Annotated in this window: 16 protein-coding genes; 7 read left to right on the top strand and 9 right to left on the bottom strand. The window is 72.7% G+C overall.

Annotated features, from left to right (window positions below):
- The first annotated feature begins 172 nt into the window (after positions 1 to 172).
- The 4 genes from ACZ7CH_RS30165 (at position 173) to ACZ7CH_RS30150 (ending at position 5,186) form a co-directional block, all read left to right on the top strand.
- The gene (locus ACZ7CH_RS30165; RefSeq protein ID WP_470375489.1) at positions 173 to 679 is read left to right on the top strand and encodes a hypothetical protein; all 507 of its coding nucleotides are present in this window, start codon (positions 173 to 175) and stop codon (positions 677 to 679) included.
- On the top strand, positions 679 to 2,217 hold the full coding sequence (locus ACZ7CH_RS30160; protein WP_470375488.1) for an alkaline phosphatase D family protein: 1,539 nt from the start codon (positions 679 to 681) through the stop codon (positions 2,215 to 2,217). The genes ACZ7CH_RS30165 and ACZ7CH_RS30160 overlap by 1 nt, the downstream gene beginning before the upstream one ends.
- A 342-nt stretch (positions 2,218 to 2,559) precedes the next feature.
- Positions 2,560 to 4,068 (top strand): M48 family metallopeptidase, encoded by a 1,509-nt coding sequence (locus ACZ7CH_RS30155; protein WP_470375487.1) that lies wholly within the window; start codon positions 2,560 to 2,562, stop codon positions 4,066 to 4,068.
- Positions 4,069 to 4,088: 20 nt separating this feature from the next.
- Positions 4,089 to 5,186, top strand: a complete 1,098-nt coding sequence (locus ACZ7CH_RS30150; RefSeq protein WP_470375486.1) for a DUF4034 domain-containing protein — start codon at positions 4,089 to 4,091, stop codon at positions 5,184 to 5,186.
- 635 nt (positions 5,187 to 5,821) lie between these two features.
- On the opposite strand, the gene ACZ7CH_RS30145 is transcribed toward ACZ7CH_RS30150, so the two are convergent.
- The 9 genes from ACZ7CH_RS30145 to ACZ7CH_RS30105 all read right to left on the bottom strand — a co-directional run bounded on the left by ACZ7CH_RS30145 (position 5,822) and on the right by ACZ7CH_RS30105 (position 12,817).
- Positions 5,822 to 6,616, bottom strand: a complete 795-nt coding sequence (locus tag ACZ7CH_RS30145) for a hypothetical protein (protein ID WP_470375485.1) — start codon at positions 6,614 to 6,616, stop codon at positions 5,822 to 5,824.
- 87 nt (positions 6,617 to 6,703) lie between these two features.
- Entirely contained in the window at positions 6,704 to 7,978 is a 1,275-nt protein-coding gene (locus tag ACZ7CH_RS30140; protein WP_470370709.1) for a DNA polymerase IV, read from the bottom strand.
- A 73-nt stretch (positions 7,979 to 8,051) separates the two neighbouring features.
- On the bottom strand, positions 8,052 to 8,228 hold the full coding sequence (locus ACZ7CH_RS30135) for a hypothetical protein (RefSeq protein ID WP_470375484.1): 177 nt from the start codon (positions 8,226 to 8,228) through the stop codon (positions 8,052 to 8,054).
- Positions 8,229 to 8,393: 165 nt separating this feature from the next.
- A complete protein-coding gene (gene shbA / locus ACZ7CH_RS30130) occupies positions 8,394 to 8,984 on the bottom strand; it encodes an RNA polymerase sigma factor ShbA (protein WP_470375502.1) in 591 nt (196 codons plus the stop codon).
- A 188-nt stretch (positions 8,985 to 9,172) separates the two neighbouring features.
- Positions 9,173 to 9,913: an RNA polymerase sigma factor gene (locus tag ACZ7CH_RS30125; protein WP_360390571.1), complete on the bottom strand. Its 741-nt coding sequence runs from the start codon at positions 9,911 to 9,913 to the stop codon at positions 9,173 to 9,175.
- Positions 9,914 to 10,024: 111 nt separating this feature from the next.
- A complete protein-coding gene (locus ACZ7CH_RS30120) occupies positions 10,025 to 10,579 on the bottom strand; it encodes a sigma-70 family RNA polymerase sigma factor (protein WP_458430714.1) in 555 nt (184 codons plus the stop codon).
- Entirely contained in the window at positions 10,579 to 11,142 is a 564-nt protein-coding gene (locus ACZ7CH_RS30115; RefSeq protein ID WP_360390576.1) for a sigma-70 family RNA polymerase sigma factor, read from the bottom strand. The genes ACZ7CH_RS30120 and ACZ7CH_RS30115 overlap by 1 nt, the downstream gene beginning before the upstream one ends.
- 286 nt (positions 11,143 to 11,428) lie before the next feature.
- Positions 11,429 to 11,998, bottom strand: a complete 570-nt coding sequence (locus tag ACZ7CH_RS30110; protein WP_458430713.1) for a sigma-70 family RNA polymerase sigma factor — start codon at positions 11,996 to 11,998, stop codon at positions 11,429 to 11,431.
- Positions 11,999 to 12,097: 99 nt separating this feature from the next.
- Positions 12,098 to 12,817 carry a class I SAM-dependent methyltransferase gene (locus tag ACZ7CH_RS30105; RefSeq protein WP_360390581.1) on the bottom strand — a complete coding sequence of 240 codons (720 nt, stop codon included), beginning with the start codon at positions 12,815 to 12,817 and terminating at the stop codon, positions 12,098 to 12,100.
- A gap of 33 nt (positions 12,818 to 12,850) precedes the next feature.
- On the opposite strand from ACZ7CH_RS30105, the gene ACZ7CH_RS30100 reads away from it, so the two are divergent.
- From ACZ7CH_RS30100 to ACZ7CH_RS30090, 3 genes are read left to right on the top strand one after another with little or no spacing between them, the layout of a single operon-like run.
- Complete coding sequence (locus tag ACZ7CH_RS30100) at positions 12,851 to 13,696, top strand: ParA family protein (RefSeq protein ID WP_360390583.1); 846 nt, start codon at positions 12,851 to 12,853, stop codon at positions 13,694 to 13,696.
- On the top strand, positions 13,689 to 14,450 hold the full coding sequence (locus ACZ7CH_RS30095; protein WP_470375483.1) for a DNA-formamidopyrimidine glycosylase family protein: 762 nt from the start codon (positions 13,689 to 13,691) through the stop codon (positions 14,448 to 14,450). The genes ACZ7CH_RS30100 and ACZ7CH_RS30095 overlap by 8 nt, the downstream gene beginning before the upstream one ends.
- 32 nt (positions 14,451 to 14,482) lie before the next feature.
- Positions 14,483 to 15,721 (top strand): cytochrome P450 family protein, encoded by a 1,239-nt coding sequence (locus ACZ7CH_RS30090; protein ID WP_470375482.1) that lies wholly within the window; start codon positions 14,483 to 14,485, stop codon positions 15,719 to 15,721.
- Positions 15,722 to 15,745: the final 24 nt, after the last annotated feature.

Raw genomic sequence — 15,745 nt, 5'->3', positions numbered from 1 at the left:
CCCAGTCGGCCCTCTCATACGGTCGGTTCTGTCACCATCATCCTCCTGGGGCAGTGGTGAGGCCTTCGTGAGGCTTGCCGCGGAGCCAGGAGGAGGCCTTGTGGCCTGCCGTTCACACCCCGTTCGGCCACGCGCTCCGCGGGCGCCACGACCGGTTGGTCGGATCGGGACCATGACCGAACTCATCGTCAACGGTGGCGCCGAGCAGGGCCTGAGCGGCTGGCACACCCTCGCGGGCACGCCGGTGGTGCTGCGCTACGACACCGGGCAGGGGTATCCGGGACCCGGTGATCCCGGGCCCGCGCAGCGCGGTGCGGCGTTCTTCGGCGGCGGCGGGACACAGTTGTCCGCGTTGCGACAGAGGGTGACGCTGCCAGGCCGCCCGTCGGAGTTCTCGATCTCCGCGTGGCTCGGCGGCTACGCATCGCAGCAGGACGGCGCCCGCCTGTCGGTGGAGTTCCTCGACGGCGCGGGCACCCCGCGCGGTCTCGTGGTGCTCGGCCCGCTCACGGCGGAGGAACGCGGCGGCCGCACCGGCCTGTTCGAGCGCACCGCGAGCGGCACCGTCCCGCCCGGCAGCCGCACCGCCGTGGTGACGCTGCAGCTGACCCGCTCCGGCAGCGGGACGTCCAACGACGGCTACGCCGACAACATCTCGTTCACGATCGGAGCCCGCTGATGTTGAACAGGCGTGACCTCCTGCGCGCCGCCGCGGCCGCCGGCGCCCTCGGCACGGCGTGGCCGCTGGCGCAGGGCCTCTCCCCCGCCCAGGCCCGCGCGGCCGCCGAACAGCTCGGCGCCTCCTGGGACGCGGCCCCGTTCACCCTGGGCGTCGGGTCCGGCGACCCGTTGCCCGACAGCGTGCTCCTGTGGACGCGGCTCGCCCCCGAACCGCTCGCGTTCGAGCAGCCGCTGCCCGAGGTCGTCGAGGTCGAGTGGACCGTGGCCACCGACCCGGCGCTGCGCCGGCGCGTCGCGAGCGGCACCGTGGCGGCCTCGAACCTGTTGGGGCACAGCGTGCACGTGCCCGTGCACGGTCTCCGCCCCGGCCAGACCCACTACTACCGGTTCCGCGCTCTCGGCAGGAGCAGCCGCGTCGGCCGCACCCGCACCGCGCCGGTCGGGCCCGTCTCCCGCGTCCGCTTCGCCACCGCGAACTGCCAGGCGTTCCACGACGGCTTCTACGCCGCCCACCGCGGCATCGCCCGCGAGGACGTCGACTTCGTCGTGCACCTCGGCGACTACATCTACGAGCACGGCCAGGTCGGCGGTCAGCACGTCCGCGACCACGAGGGCCCCGCCGTCCTCTCGCTGGCCGACTACCGCCGCCGCCACGCGCTCTACAAGGGCGACCCGTCCCTGCGCGACGCCCACGCCGCACATCCCTTCTACCTGACCTGGGATGATCATGAAGTTGCGAACGACTACAGCGGCTCCGAGGGCGCGGCCCCGTTCGTGAAGCGCCGTGCCGCCGCCTACCAGGCCTGGTACGAACACCTGCCGATCCGCGCGGGCAGCGCACTGGAGCCGCGGATCCACCGGCGCCGCCAGTGGGGCGACCTGCTCGACCTGACGGTGCTCGACCTGCGCCAGTACCGGTCCGCGCAGAACCTCCCCGCGGGCACGATCCTGGGCGCCGAGCAGAAGCAGTGGCTGCTCGACGGCATCTCCGGCGCCCGCGAGGCGTGGCAGGTGTGGATCAACTCGATCATGCTCTCGCAGCTCGCGCGCACCGGCGGCGGCTACTACTTCACCGACCAGTGGGACGGCTTCCGCGCGGAGCGGCGCGAGGTCCTCGGCCACGTCGCGGCCACCGGCATGGAGGACCTGGTGGTGCTCACCGGCGACTGGCACTCGGCGTTCGTCGACGACATCCGCCCCGACTTCGACGACGTGACCTCGCCGGTGATCGGCACCGAGTTCACCGCGCACTCGGTGACCTCCGGGGCGTACTCGCCGGAGTGGAACGCCGTGAACGGGCCGGTGATGGGAGCGGCCAACCCGCACCTGAAGTACTTCGAGGGCAACAGGTACGGCTACGACGTGTACGAGGTGACCCCGCGGCGGTTCAGCACGCACATGCGCGTCATCGCCGACCGCCGCGACGCCGCGTCCCCCGTGTCGACGCTGACGACGTTCCACGTCGACCGCGGGGTGGCGGGCAGCTACGAGGACCCGGCGACGGCCGGATCACCGGCGCAGTACCGCAGGCCCTGACCGGAGGGAGCGCGTCCGGGCGGTCGACCCGGACGCGCTCCCCCGTCCGCTCAGGCGGCGACCCGGTAGGCCGGATGATCGTCACCTCCCCCCGTGCCGCTCGCCGCGTCCATTGTCTTGGCGCGCAGCGAGGCCGTCTTCGCCCAACGCGGAAAGCGCTGTCCCGCCCCGACAGCGCGCCTGCCGCCGGCCGCACGATCACCGGCACCCGGTCACCGGTGACCGGCGTGACCACGTGGTCACGCTCTCCCGTGATACGGCGTTGAGTTCGCTCCCGCCCGTGCTGCACACTTCACTCCTGCTGCCCGCGCAGGCAGCTCCTGGGGGAAGGTCGCTCTACTCATGCGTGCTTCGTTGCGTGCTGCCGGCGCAGTCGCATTGCTCGTCAACTACTACGTGCTGACCATCGGGCTGGTTTGCGCGATCCTCTTCGTCGAGGTCTACGCGTTGATCAACCGCCCGGTCGCCGCGGTCCAGCTCGCGTTCCTCGCACTGCCCGTTGCCTACGCCCTGGTGCACCTCCTCGTCTCACTGGAACGGCGCGGCTACGACGAGGTGCCCGGCGTCCCGGTCACCGCGGCCGAGCAACCCGCGCTGTGGGAGCTCGTCCAGCGCCTGTCCGCCGACCTCGGCACCCGCCCGCCGGACGAGCTCCGCGTCGTCGCCGTGGTGAACTCCGGCATCTCCGAGGACACCCGCTTCCTCGGCCTGAGCGTGCGGCACCGCCGGCTCTTCATCGGTGCCCCGCTGCTCACCACGCTGACCGAGAAGCAGCTCCTCGCCGTGCTCGCCACCGAGCTCGGCTACTACGCCCAGAAGGACAGCCGCCTGGCCGCAGTCGTCATCTCCGCCCGCGGCGCCGTGCTGCGCGCCGGTTCCGCGCTCGCCACCGACAGGTGGTTCAAGCGCCTGGCCACCAAGCTGTTCCGCGGCTACGCCACGCTGTTCCTCCGCTTCTCCCAGCCCGTCGCCCGCGCCCGCCAGCGCGCCGCCGACGCCCACGCCGCCCGCCTGGCCGGCTCCTCCGCCGCGTCCAGCGCACTGCGCGAGCTGCCGGTGATCGACGCCGCCTGGGACCTCTTCACCAACCGCCACCTCACCGTCGCGTGGGACACCGGCTACCTGCCCACGACGTTCTTCGAGGGCTTCGCCCACCTGCGCACCTCCCCCGAGCTGCACGCCGAGCTGGAGGAGCTCCGCCAGCACCCGACCGACCCCGACCGCGGCCCGTACGACCCGTACCCGTCGCTGCCGGACCGCATCGCCGCCATCGACGCCCTGCACGCAGAACCCGAGTCCTGGGGCGACCGCCCGGCACTGGAGCTGCTCGACGACCCGATGCCGCTGCTGGACGCCTCCGTCCTCGACGCCCTGGTCGACGACGCCGGCACCAAGGAACGCGTCGACTGGGCCACCCTCGGCCACATCGGTGCCCGCGCCCGCGTCGTCCGCGGCACCGAACGCCTCCTGACCGCGGCCGCCACCGCCACCGGCGGACCCCCGTCGCTCACCACCGTCCTCGACGCGCTGGACGCCGGTCTGCTCGCCGAGATCGGCCCCGACTCGTCGGTCCCCGGCAGCCCCACCGCCGGCCCCCGCGCCCGCCGCGCGATGGCCCGCACCGAGGTGCACGCGGAGCTCTCCGCCCTGCTCGCCCTAGCCTTCTCCGACGCGGGCCTGGCCCACTGGCAGGTCGACTGGCTCGGCCGCACCACCTTCGTCACCGCGGCGGACGACTTCGACCTGGCCGACCACCTCGACGAGGCCGTCGCCGACCAGGCCGACACCCAGCCCCTGCGCCACGCCCTCGCCTCCGCCGGCATCGCCCTCGACTACCGCCCCACCCGCTGACTGGAGCCCTCCCTCCCGTGGTGTTCTCACTGCTGTTCAAGCCCAAGCAAGCCCTCTCCGTCATCCGCCTGATGCGCGAGGCGAAACGCCGCGGCGTCGAGGTGGAGGAACTGCCCACCGAGCTCGTCGCCGCCTTCCTGCTGCCCAAGACCCGCCCGGAACGCTTCGGCCTCGTCCCCGACGCGGACGTCACCGCCGACCCGCCGGTCGAGGACCCCGCACTGGAGGCCGTGCGCGCCGACGTCCGCGCCGGCCACTGGGAGAACGCCGCCGACCTCACCGCCGCCTCCTACGGCACGTGGGACCGCCGCCAACGCATCGCCTGGGCCCTCGCCGACCTCGCCGCCAAGGACGACGCCTGGCTCACCACCTGGCACACCGCCCGCCCGAACGACCCCCACCGGTCCGTCGTCCACGCCCTGTCCCTGGTGTCCCTCGCCTGGGACATCCGCGGCAGCGCCAGGGCCACCGACACCACTCAAGCCCAGTTCGAGAGCTTCCACCGCACCCTCGCCGAGGCCCGCGCCGCCGCCCGCGCCGCAGCCGCCGTCCTCCCCGACGACCCGACCCCGTGGAGCACCCTCATCACCACGGCCCGCGGCCTCGGCGCGAGCCACGACGACTTCCGCACCCTGTGGTCCGAACTCGTCGCCCGCGACCCGCTACACCACGACGGGCACCAGCAGGCCCTGCAGTACTGGTGCGCGAAGTGGCGCGGCTCCAACGAAATGGCCCTCGGCTTCGCCCTGGACGCCGCGGACACCTCGCCGCGCTTCGCCGCACTGCCGCTGCAGGCGGCGCTGGAGGCCGAGGACACCGACCCCTCCCTGTGGAAGACGCCCGAGGTCGGCCGGGCGCTGGAGGTCGTGCTGGAGCGGCTGGCGGACGAAGGTGCCGACACGGTCGCGGTGCGGGACGACCGGGGGTACGCGATCCTCGCGCTGTTGCGGCTGCGGCGGTTCGACGAGGCCGTGGCGCAGTTCCGGGTTTTGGGCGGGCACGCGGACGCTGCGCCGTGGAACTACTTCGAGATGCCGGTGCTCTCCTTTCTGAGTTTGCGCGGGGATGCCGTGAAAGGGGCCTCGCGGGCGGCTCGGGTTGGGCGAAGTGGGCGGTAGGGCGGGCGGGAGGTAGACGGACGGTAGGGCGGGCGGCGGTAGGGCGGGCGGCGGTAGGGCGGGCGGCGGTAGGGCTGGGCGGCGGTAGGGCTGGGCGGCGGTAGGGCTGGGCGGCGGTAGGGCCGTTCAGGCGGGGTGGCCGGGGGTGGTCTCGGACCGCGTCGCGCGTTGAGGCCGGGCGGGGGTGGGGCCTGGCGAGGTGGGCGTGGTGGCGGACCGGCGGTGGCGGACCGGCGGTGGCGGATCGGTTGCGGTGGAGGGAGCGAGCCGCTGTGTGGTGGCGGGCTGCGGCGGTGGGTCGGCGTTGCGACCACGGCGACAGCAGGCCGGTTTGGCAGCGGGCTGTGCGAGCAACCGGGGCGTGCGCGGATGTCGGGGGCAACAGCACGCGGATGTCCGGGGCGCGGCGGTGGGCGATGCGCGGGATGCCGAGTGCGGCGGCGCGCGGTTCGAGGGTGACGTCGCAGGCTCCTTTCAGCGGGCGGGTGGCGCGCACGGGTGGCGGCGGTGTGGATGGGCGGCGCGGGTAGGCGGCGCGCGTGCGACGGCGGCGCAGGTAGGCGACACGTGCACGGGTGGGCGACGACGCGCGTGGGTGAGTGGCGTCGCGGGTGGGCGGTGCGCGGGAGCGGTGGTCAGGTCAGCTGGCGGGGTGGTTCTTCGGCTGTGTGGCAAGGGATTCGGCGGATCGTGGCCGGTGCGCGGGACGGAGCCGAGCGGGGCCAGGGTGCCGGGTCGGGGCAGCGGGGCGCGGCGGGCAGCGCTGCCGGGGGTGGAACAGCGGGGGTGAGGGAGCGGCGGCGAGGGGCCGTGGGTGAGGGGCGGGACAGGACTGCGTGTTCGAGTTGGCGGATCGGGGAGTCGCCGAGGAGTTTGCGGGCCAGGGCGGTGCCCTTGCGCGGGGCGAAGGCGAGTTCGGTGCGCAGGGCGTGCAGGCCCACCAGGTGGACGGCCTCGTCGAGGATGGCTCGGGTGTCGGCGATGGACTTGGTGCAGCGGACCGCGTCGATCGTGGCGCGGGGCAGTGGGGCGGTGTGGAAGCCGCGGCGGAGCACCGGTGTGGGGATGTGGTCGGTGCGCATCAGGTTCAACGGGCCGAAGCTGACTGCGCGGGAGCAGCGCGGGGTCAGCAGGTGGACCGAGGACGGGACCGGGGCGGACTTCAGGCCGTGCAGGTGCAGGGCGTCGAAGCCGGTGACCATGCCGCGGTCGCCGACGTAGAGCAGGGCGGCCTGCAGCCACTGCTCACGGGTAGGTTTCGCGGCGCCCAGCAACAGGATGCCGGGCAGGAGGCGCTGCCAGGGGGTGCCGTGCCGGCACCGCTGGTCGATGACGGCGCCTGTCAGTCCGATGTGGACCAGGGCGGCCACCGGCGCGATGCGGTGGCGGAACAGGATGTGCAGCGATTCCAGGTCTACGGGGTGGCGCATGGGGTCCAGGTTGCACCGGGGGACCGGGGGTGTGCCACGGGGAAACGGGGGGCTGTGGGTTACTCGCGGGTTGTGGACAGGTCGCGATCACTCGGGCTTCGGCCCGAACTCGGCGGTCCTCTGTGGACCCTTGCCGAGGAGGGAGGCCGGGCGGACGGCGAGTGAGCCGAAGCGGGAACGGGCCTGGTCAGCGGCTTGGTCGGCTTCGCGCCAGCCGTTCTCCGGGGCGTCGAAGATCAGCTGGTGGGCGGAGTCGGAGTTGTCAAGTCCCTCGATCCGGACACCGATGAGGCGGACCGCGCCCGGCGGCACCTGGGTGGTGAGCAGCTCCACGGCGGTGCGGTAGATCTCCTGCGTCACGTCCGTCGACGTGGGCAGCGTGCGCGAGCGGGTGATCGTCGTGAAGTCCGAGAACCTGACCTTGATGGACACTGTCCGACCGTGCAAACCCTTGGCGCGCAACGAGCTCGCCGTCCGCTCGGACAGGCGCAGCAGCTCGCGGCGGAGCACGCCGCGGTCGAGGTGGTCGACCTCGAAGGTCTCCTCCGCGCCGATCGACTTCTCCCGCGACTCCGGCACCACGGCGCGGTCGTCCACGCCCCGCGACAACGCGAAGAGGTGCTCCGCCAGCGCCACGCCGATCTTGCGCCGCAACGTCGCCAGCGGTACCGCGGCGACGTCGCCGACGGTCTCCAGGCCGAGCTGCGACAGGCGCGCGGCGGTCTTCTCCCCCACGCCCCACAGCGCGCCGACCGGCAGCGGGTGCAGGAACTCCAGGACCGAGTCCGCCGGGATCACCATCATCCCGTCCGGCTTGCACATGCCGGACGACAGCTTCGCCAGGAACTTCGTCGGCGCCACCCCGACCGAGCACGTCACGCCGTACGCCTCGAACACCCGCGACCGGACCAGCTCGCCGATCCCGCCGGGCGTGGTGCCCATCCGCCGCAGCGCCCCGCCGACGTCGAGGAACGCCTCGTCCAGCGACAGCGGCTCGACCAGCGGCGTGATGTCGCGGAAGATCGCCATGACCCCGCGCGACACCTCCTGGTAGAGGTCGAACTGCGGTGGCAGGTACACCGCGTGCGGCGCGAGCCGGCGGGCGTGCGCGGTGGGCATCGCGGACCGCACGCCGAACTCGCGTGCGAGGTAGTTGGCCGAGCACACCACACCGCGCCCACCGACGCCACCGACGACGACGGGCACGGAAGCGAGCTCGGGGCGTTCGCGGATCTCGACGGACGCGTAGAAGGCGTCCATGTCCACGTGCAACATCCGGCAGCCCGTGTCATCAGGCCACACGCCGTCGCGCGCACGGAAGCGGTCACGCAGGCCGCGCGGCAGGTTCGCACTGCGACCCATGACAACCCCTCTCGAACCCTTGTTCGACATCCTACAACCGGTACACGCGGGCAGCGTTCTCCGACGCGATGAGCTACGGGTAGTTGTGCAACAACAGCACGGGCACGCCAAGTGAAGCCGTTGCGCGCAGGAACGGCGTCAACAACAACGGTCGCCCCTTGGACAGATCCGCGTCCGAGTCGCCGTGTCCGACGTGGAACTGCAACGGCAGCCCTGCGTCCAACGCCTCCCACACCAGAAACACGATCATTAACCGGGTCGGCCAACCGCCCCGAGCACCCCCGCACGACATCGGCGTCCGCTGGTCGTTGTGCCGACAGCCCGAGCCCGATCCGGTACGCCGCAACGGACTTCGTCCCGATGGCAGTCGTGGAGGCGAGCGCCGACCGCACCGCGGCCACGAAACGCGCCGGCGTCACTGACGGGCGGCCGAGCGCAACGCCTCCTGGGCCGCGATCTCCCTGCGCAACCGGCTCAGGGCGCGGTGCTGCGCGACGCGGACCGCACCCGGCGTCGAGTCGACCGCCTCCGCCGTCTCCTCCGCCGACAACCCCACCACCACGCGCAGCACGAGGATCTCCCGCTGCTTGCCCGGCAGCAACCGCAGGAGTGCGCCCATGCGTTCGGACAGCTCGCCCTGCAGGGCCTGTTGCTCGGGCCCGGCGCCGAGGTCGGTCGTCTCCGGCAGCTCGGCCACGGGTTCCGACCGCAGCCGCGCCGCCGCGCGGTGGGCGTCGGCGACCTTGTGCGCGGCGATGCCGTAGACGAACGCGAGGAACGGCCGCCCCTGGTCCCGGTAGGCCGGCAGCGCGGTGAGCACGGCCAGGCAGACCTCCTGCGCGACGTCGTCCGCCGAGGTGGACGACCGGTCCTGCCCGCCGACCCGCGCACGGCAGTACCGCACGATCAACGGCCGCAGCGTGGCGAGCAGCCTCTCCGCCGCTCCCCGGTCACCGGCGGCGGCCCTGGTCACGTAGGTGTCCGCGGTGTCCGGCCTCCGGGCCAGGTAGGAGGCCGAGGGCGCCTCGACCGGTTCGGCCGGCCCGACCGCCTTCGCGCGTTCGAGCAGCGCGTCGAACCGCGGGCCGTGCGCCCGGTTCGCCAGCTGTCCGGACGTGGCGTCGCCGACCGAGGTGTTCGCCACGGCGGCTTCTGGAACCGTCCGGTGCAGACCGGTGGAGAACTCCATGGCGGTCACCGATTTCCCTTCGACGCCTCGCGGGCGGCCTCTTTCGCGCGCCGCAGCTTCCCCTCGACCGCCCGCGGGGTGATCCGCATGAACTCGGCGATCTCGGCGTGCGAGTAGTTCTGGTCCTTCAGGAACAGCAGCGTGCGCCGGTCCTCGCTGAGCTCGGCGAACACGTCGTCCACCGCCTCGCGGGTCACGACGGCGTCTTCGAGGTCCCCGCCGGCCGCGACGTGCTCCAGGCGCGCCCACGCGTCCAGCAGGTGCCGTTCGTGCCAGGCGTTGTTGCTGGTCCGCCACCTGCGGTAGACGTTGGGGAAGGCCAGCACGCACGCGTTCACGAAGTACTCCTTCAGCGGTCCGTGCTCCTCCGACCACTTGCCGCCGAGCACGCCCTCCTCGCGGAACAGGTTGAACCCGGCCCACACGGCCTCGCTGGCGAGCTCCTCCGCCTCGTGGAAGAACACCTCCTGGCGCGCCACGGACCACCTGCGCCGGTCGACCCGCGCGAACATGGCCCCGGACTTCACGAGGTTCCTGACGATCTCGAAGCCGTACCCGACGACCTTGCCGAGGAAGGCCGACCACAGCGGGTCGGCGCACCCGGTCTCGCGGAAGTGCTGGACGAACACGCGGTCCATGTGCAGCTGGTCGGCCTCGGCGGAGCTGAAGTGGTGCACGACGTCCGCCACGGAGAGCAGCGGTCTGCCCGGTCCGCGCTCATCGGCTGCATCCGGGGTTCGCCCCATGCACTCGGGTCCCTACGTCGGCGGCGGGTTGGTGCCTTTGCCAATGGAGATGTCGTTCGGCCGCACGCACCCCCCGCGATCGGCCCAACTAGTTCCGAAAGCAAATACCGGTCACTCGCCGAGCGAGCCGACCTCCTTGCGCAGCCGGGCCAGGGCGCGGTGCTGCGCCACCCGCACGGCACCGGGCGTCGAGCCGACCGCCTCCGCCGTCTCCTCGGCCGACAGGCCCACGACGACGCGCAGCCGCACGATCTCGCGCTGCTTGTCCGGCAGCACCTCCAGCAGCCGCGCCATCCGCCGGGACAGGTCGCCGTCCACCGCACGCTGCTCCGGTCCCGCCGCCCGGTCGGCCGACTCGGGCAGGTCGGAGGTCGGTTCGGAACGGTTGCGCGCGGCGGCGCGGTGGGCGTCGGCCACCTTGTGGGAGGCGATGCCGTAGACGAACGCCAGGAACGGGCGGCCCTGGTCGCGGTACGAGGGCAGCGAGGTCAGGACGGCCAGGCACACCTCCTGGGCGACGTCGTCGGCCGACGTGGTGCCCCGGACGCGGGACCGGCAGTAGCGGACGATCATCGGGCGGATCGCCTCCAGCAGCTTCGCCACGGCGCCGCGGTCGCCGGCCAGTGCGCCGGCGACGTGCTCGTCGGCTGTCTCCTGCCTCCCCATCAGATCAGGACGCTGGCCTCGGCGACCTCCCTGCGCAGCCGGCCCAGGGCACGGTGCTGCGCCACGCGCACGGCGCCGGGGGTCGACCCGACCGCGTCGGCCGTCTCCTCGGCCGACAGACCCACGACCACGCGCAGCAGGAGGATCTCGCGTTGCTTCTCGGGCAGCACGCGCAGCAGCTTCGCCAGCGCGCCGTTCAGCTCGCCCTGGAGGGCGAAGTCCTCGGGACCGGCGCCGCGCGAGACCTGGTCCGGCACCTCCGCCGTGGGCTCCGCCCGGTTGCGGGCGAGCGCGCGGTGGGCGTCGGCCACCTTGTGCGCCGCGATGCCGTAGACGAAGGCCAGGAAGGGGCGACCTTGGTCACGGTAGTTCGGCAGCGCTGTCAGCACGGCCAGGCACACGTCCTGCGCGACGTCGTCCGCCGTCGTGGCCGAGCGGCCCACGCGCGCGCGGCAGTACTTGACCACCAGCGGTCGCAAGTAGCGAAGCAGCAGGTCAGTGGCCCTGCGATCCCCGTTCACCGCTGCACTGACCACCTCAGCGGGTAATGCCGAACTTTCCATCCGAGCGTCCCCTCGTCCTCGTCCCGCAGAGGAGACGTGCGGATCGTCACTCCTTATGCGGAAAGTAGGGGCAACTTCTGAACGTCACTCGTTTGGAGCAATGAACAACGACTCGTGGAACGCGGAGAGGAACGACTGAAGGCAACCGGAACCTTCCGGTTCCGCCGTTCCAGTGAGTTCGTCACGAGCAATCACCCGATGCCGTGCCTTGCCCACGACGGTCCGCCACGGCTCTCGCGTAACGCGATGAGCACGTCCCCGCGATCAGCAGAGGAGCAGCGCCCGGTCAGATGAGCTCCTCGACCCCCACCGACGACCGCAGCTTCGCGAGCGCGCGGTGCTGCGCCACCCGCACCGCACCCGGCGTCGACCCGACCGCCTCCGCCGTCTCCTCGGCCGACAGGCCCACGACCACGCGCAGCACCAGGATCTCGCGCTGCTTGTCCGGCAGCGCCGCCAGCAGCCGGCCCAGCCGCACCGACAGCGACCCGAGCAGCGCGTGCTGCTCAGGGCCGGGCACGGTGGACGGCCCGTCCGGGACCTCGGCGACCGGCTCCGCGCGGTTGCGAGCGGCGGCGCGGTGGGCGTCCGCGACCTTGTGGGCGGCGATGCCGTAGACGAACGCCAGGAACGGCCGGCCCTGCTCGCGGTAGGTCGGCAGCGCCGTCAGCACGGCCAGGCAGACCTCCTGGGCCACGTCGTCGGCCGACGTCTGCGCCCGTTCGCCGTGCCCGACGCGCGCCCGGCAGTACCGGGTCACGAGCGGGCGGACGGAGGCCAGCAGCCGCTCGACGGCAGGCCGGTCACCCGCGACGGCCTCGTTGACCAACGAGGCCAGCAGGTCGGAACTCTCCATGGCGCGGGTCCCTACGTCGACTGGCGAAGACTACTATCTTTCGCCGCGGAGTCGTTTGGGGCCACTCCCCGGGACTGCATTCGTCCCGAAAGCAAAGGCTCAGTGCGTGCGGCGGGCGAGCACGTGCAGCCGGGCCGCCACGTCTCGCAGGGGAGACCGCCGCGCGGCGGCCAGCTCGAGCTCCGCCAGTGCGTCGGCCGCACCCGGATTCGCATCCAGCACGACGCCGGGCACCAGGTCGGACACCACGCCGTGGCCCTGCAGCAACTCGACCGACAACCCGGCTTCGAGGACGAGCTTCTCGAGGCCCGCCACGTCGAACCGGCGCTGCAGCGGGTCGCGCGTGCCCGCCAGCTGACCGGCGTCGTCGTCCAGCAACCGGCGCGCGTCGACGATCCGCCCGGCGATCGCGCGGTGCAGGATCGCCGCGAACCGGTTCGCCACCAGCACCGACACCGCGCCGCCCGGCGTCACCGCGGCGGCCAGCGCCGTGAGCGCGGCGGACGCGTCGTCCACGACCTCCAGCACCCCGTGCGCGAGCACCACGTCGGCCTCACCGGCGGGAACGCCCAGCGCGTCGGTGTCGCCCTGCACCGCGTTGATCTTCACGCCGGCCTCGCGCGCACGGGTGTGCAGGGTGGCCAGTGCGTTCGGCGAGGGCTCCACGACCGTGACGGCACAGCCCGCGGCGGCGAGGGGCACGGCCCACACGCCGCTGCCGCCGCCGACGTCGAGGACGCGGGGCGGTTCGCCGCCCCTGCGCTCCCGCGCGGCGGTCAGTTCGGCGTCGAGCACCCTGTGTACGGCGTCCGGTCGCATGGCACACAGCGTAGGAGACCCTAGAGTAGGTCTGTGCATACGGTGTCCGTGCTCAGCCTCAAGGGAGGCGTCGGCAAGACGACGGTGGTGCTCGGCCTGGCCTCTGCCGCCCTCCGCCGTGGTGTCCGCACTCTGGTGATCGACCTCGATCCGCAGTGCAACGCCACGTCGACGCTGGAGCCCGAGGATCCGAAGGCCAGCATCTACGACGTCCTGAAGGACCCGTCGGAGGAGAACCTGGAACAGGCGATCCGCCCCAGCAGGTGGGGTGACGGCATCGACGTCCTGTCCGGGTCGGAGGACGCCGAGCTGCTCAACCACCCCGACCCCAACGAGTCGCGCCTGCACCGGCTCAAGACCGCGCTGCGCACGTTGCGCGACATGTACGACGAGTTCCCCTACCAGCTCGTGCTGCTCGACTGCCCGCCCTCACTGGGCCAGCTGACCCGCTCCGCGCTGGTCGCGGCCGATCGCGCACTGCTGGTGACCGAGCCCACCATGTTCGCCGTGGCGGGCGTGCAGCGCGCGTTCGAGGCGGTGCAGAACGAACGTGAGAAGAACAACACCGACCTGCAGCCGCTGGGCGTGGTGGTGAACCGGGTGCGGCCGCGCTCGCACGAGCACCAGTTCCGCATCGACGAGCTGCGCGACATCTTCGGCCCGCTGGTGATGCCGGTGGCGCTGCCGGACCGGCTCGCGGTGCAGCAGGCGCAGGGCGCGTGCATGCCGATCCACGAGTGGGGTACTCCGGGCGCACGTGAGGTGGCGCTGGCGTTCAACCTGCTGCTGGCCCGGATCCAGCGCATCTCCCGCAGCCGCCGCCGCGCGGTGCACCACGACTTCGACGACGACGAGATCCAAGAGGCGGTGGATGCCTGAAGGCGACACCGTCTTCCTGGCCGGCCATCGGATGAACGATGCGCTCGCCGGGAAGACGCTGGTGCGCGGCGAGCTGCGGCACCCGAGGCTGGCCGCGGTGGACCTGGCCGGGCTCGACGTGCTCGGTGTGCGCACGTACGGCAAGCACATGTTCACCCGGTTCTCCGACGGCAACAGCCTGCGCAGCCACTTCCGCATGGACGGCGCGTGGCACCTGTACCGGCCGGGCGAGCGCTGGAAGCGGCCGGGGCACCAGGCGCGGGCGGTGCTGGAGGTCGACGACCGGCAGGCCATCGGGTTCGCGTTGCACGACATGGAGCTCCTGCCGACGGCACGCGAGGACGAGCTCATCTCCCACCTCGGGCCCGATCTGCTCAACCCCGGCTTCGACGCCGCCGAGGCGGTGCGGCGGTTGACCGCGGACCCCGACCGGGCCATCGGCATCGCGTTGCTGGACCAGCGCGTGATGGCCGGTGTCGGCAACCTCTACCGCGCGGAGGTCTGCTTCCTGCTGCGCGTCCTCCCGACGGCGCCGGTGTCCGCGGTGGACCCGGCCCGAGCGGTCGCGCTGTCGCGGAAGCTGTTGCAGGCCAACCAGTGGCGGCCGGAGCAGTCCACGACGGGCGACCTGCGCGTGCAGCACTACGTCTTCGAACGCACCGGCAGACCGTGCCTGCGGTGCCGCACCAGGGTCCGATCGGGCGAGCTCGACGGCAGGTTCGTCTACTTCTGCCCAAAATGCCAGTCCGGTTGAACCGAAGGGCTCGTCCGGCCGTGTCCTTCGACATGGCGGTAAATCTGGATGCGCTGCGCCCGGGCTTCACCGACGACCCGTACCCGGTGCTGACGAGCCTGCGCGAAGCGGGTCCCGTGCACCGGGTCGAGAACTTCGGCGCGCCGATGTGGCTCGTGACCCGCTACCCCGACGTGCGGGCCGCACTGGACCACCCGCTGCTGTCCTCGCACGGCTCCGCGCTCGCCGAGCCCCTGCGCGGGCACCCGCACTTCGCGTCGTGGTGGTTCGGCGACCTGTCGGACCACATGATGAACAGCGACGCCCCCGACCACACCCGCCTGCGCCGCGCGGTGTCGAGCGAGCTGACCCCGCGCCGCATCGCCGCGCTGCGCCCGCGTGCCGAGCAGCTCGCGACGACGCTGGTCGAGGGGTTCCTCGACGCCGGGCGCTGCGACCTGGTCGCGGACTTCGCGGCGCCGCTGCCGATCACGCTGCTGGTGGAACTGCTCGGCGTGCCCGCGGTGGACCAGGAGAACTTCCGGTACTGGGCGGACGTGGTCACCGGGCTCGCCGACGGTGACGCCGCCTCCGCCCGCGAGGAGGCCTCGGGCTACCTGCTCGACCTGGTGGCGCACAAGCGGACCTCCGGCGACGACGACCTGATCGGCGGGCTGGCCCGTGCGAGCGGCGAGGCCGCGCTGTCCGACCGCGAGCTCGCCTCGCTGGCGTTCCTGCTGCTCGTAGCGGGGTACACGACCGCGGTCGACCTCGTCGGCAACGGCGCGCTGGCGTTGCTGCGCCACCCGGAACAGCTGGAGCTGCTGCAACGCTCGTCGTCGCTGCTGCCGGGCGCGATCGAGGAGTTCCTGCGGTTCGACGGCCCTGCCTCGCACCTGCTGCGGTTCGCGAGCGGGGACCTGACGATCGGCGGCGTGCGAATCCCCGCCGGTGACGTGGTGCTGCTGTCGCTGGCCTCCGCCGACCGCGACACCACCCGCTACCCGCGGGCCGACCAGCTCAACATCGAGCGGGCGGACCGGCAGCACCTGGCGTTCGGGCACGGCATGCACTTCTGCCTCGGCGCGCCGATGGCCCGGCTGGAGGGCGACGTGGCGTTCCGCGCGCTGCTGGGCCGCTGCACGGGGCTCGCCCTGGACACCGCACGACCGCTGGGCTGGCGGGTGTCGCTGGGCAGCCGGGGGCTGCGGTCGCTGCCGGTGCGGTTCCTGGCCAGGCCGGCCGTGCCGCTCGACGAGCAGGCGACGGTGAAGGTGCCCAGGCCGTCCTGACCGGCGCTGGCGGACGAGAGCCGG

This window comes from Lentzea sp. NPDC037011 (assembly GCF_055607425.1).
Note: the sequence above shows the minus strand (reverse complement) of the source record. Positions and strands in the feature narration are given on the sequence as shown.

Bases quoted from the DNA above. Each gene is read 5' to 3' on its own strand.
- ACZ7CH_RS30165 (WP_470375489.1), top strand. From the start codon at position 173: ATGACCGAACTCATCGTCAACGGTGGCGCCGAGCAGGGCCTGAGCGGC.
- ACZ7CH_RS30160 (WP_470375488.1), top strand. From the start codon at position 679: ATGTTGAACAGGCGTGACCTCCTGCGCGCCGCCGCGGCCGCCGGCGCC.
- ACZ7CH_RS30155 (WP_470375487.1), top strand. From the start codon at position 2,560: ATGCGTGCTTCGTTGCGTGCTGCCGGCGCAGTCGCATTGCTCGTCAAC.
- ACZ7CH_RS30145 (WP_470375485.1), bottom strand. From the start codon at position 6,616: ATGCGCCACCCCGTAGACCTGGAATCGCTGCACATCCTGTTCCGCCAC.
- ACZ7CH_RS30140 (WP_470370709.1), bottom strand. From the start codon at position 7,978: ATGGGTCGCAGTGCGAACCTGCCGCGCGGCCTGCGTGACCGCTTCCGT.
- ACZ7CH_RS30135 (WP_470375484.1), bottom strand. From the start codon at position 8,228: ATGATCGTGTTTCTGGTGTGGGAGGCGTTGGACGCAGGGCTGCCGTTG.
- ACZ7CH_RS30125 (WP_360390571.1), bottom strand. From the start codon at position 9,913: ATGGGGCGAACCCCGGATGCAGCCGATGAGCGCGGACCGGGCAGACCG.
- ACZ7CH_RS30120 (WP_458430714.1), bottom strand. From the start codon at position 10,579: ATGGGGAGGCAGGAGACAGCCGACGAGCACGTCGCCGGCGCACTGGCC.
- ACZ7CH_RS30115 (WP_360390576.1), bottom strand. From the start codon at position 11,142: ATGGAAAGTTCGGCATTACCCGCTGAGGTGGTCAGTGCAGCGGTGAAC.
- ACZ7CH_RS30110 (WP_458430713.1), bottom strand. From the start codon at position 11,998: ATGGAGAGTTCCGACCTGCTGGCCTCGTTGGTCAACGAGGCCGTCGCG.
- ACZ7CH_RS30105 (WP_360390581.1), bottom strand. From the start codon at position 12,817: ATGCGACCGGACGCCGTACACAGGGTGCTCGACGCCGAACTGACCGCC.
- ACZ7CH_RS30095 (WP_470375483.1), top strand. From the start codon at position 13,689: ATGCCTGAAGGCGACACCGTCTTCCTGGCCGGCCATCGGATGAACGAT.
- ACZ7CH_RS30090 (WP_470375482.1), top strand. From the start codon at position 14,483: ATGGCGGTAAATCTGGATGCGCTGCGCCCGGGCTTCACCGACGACCCG.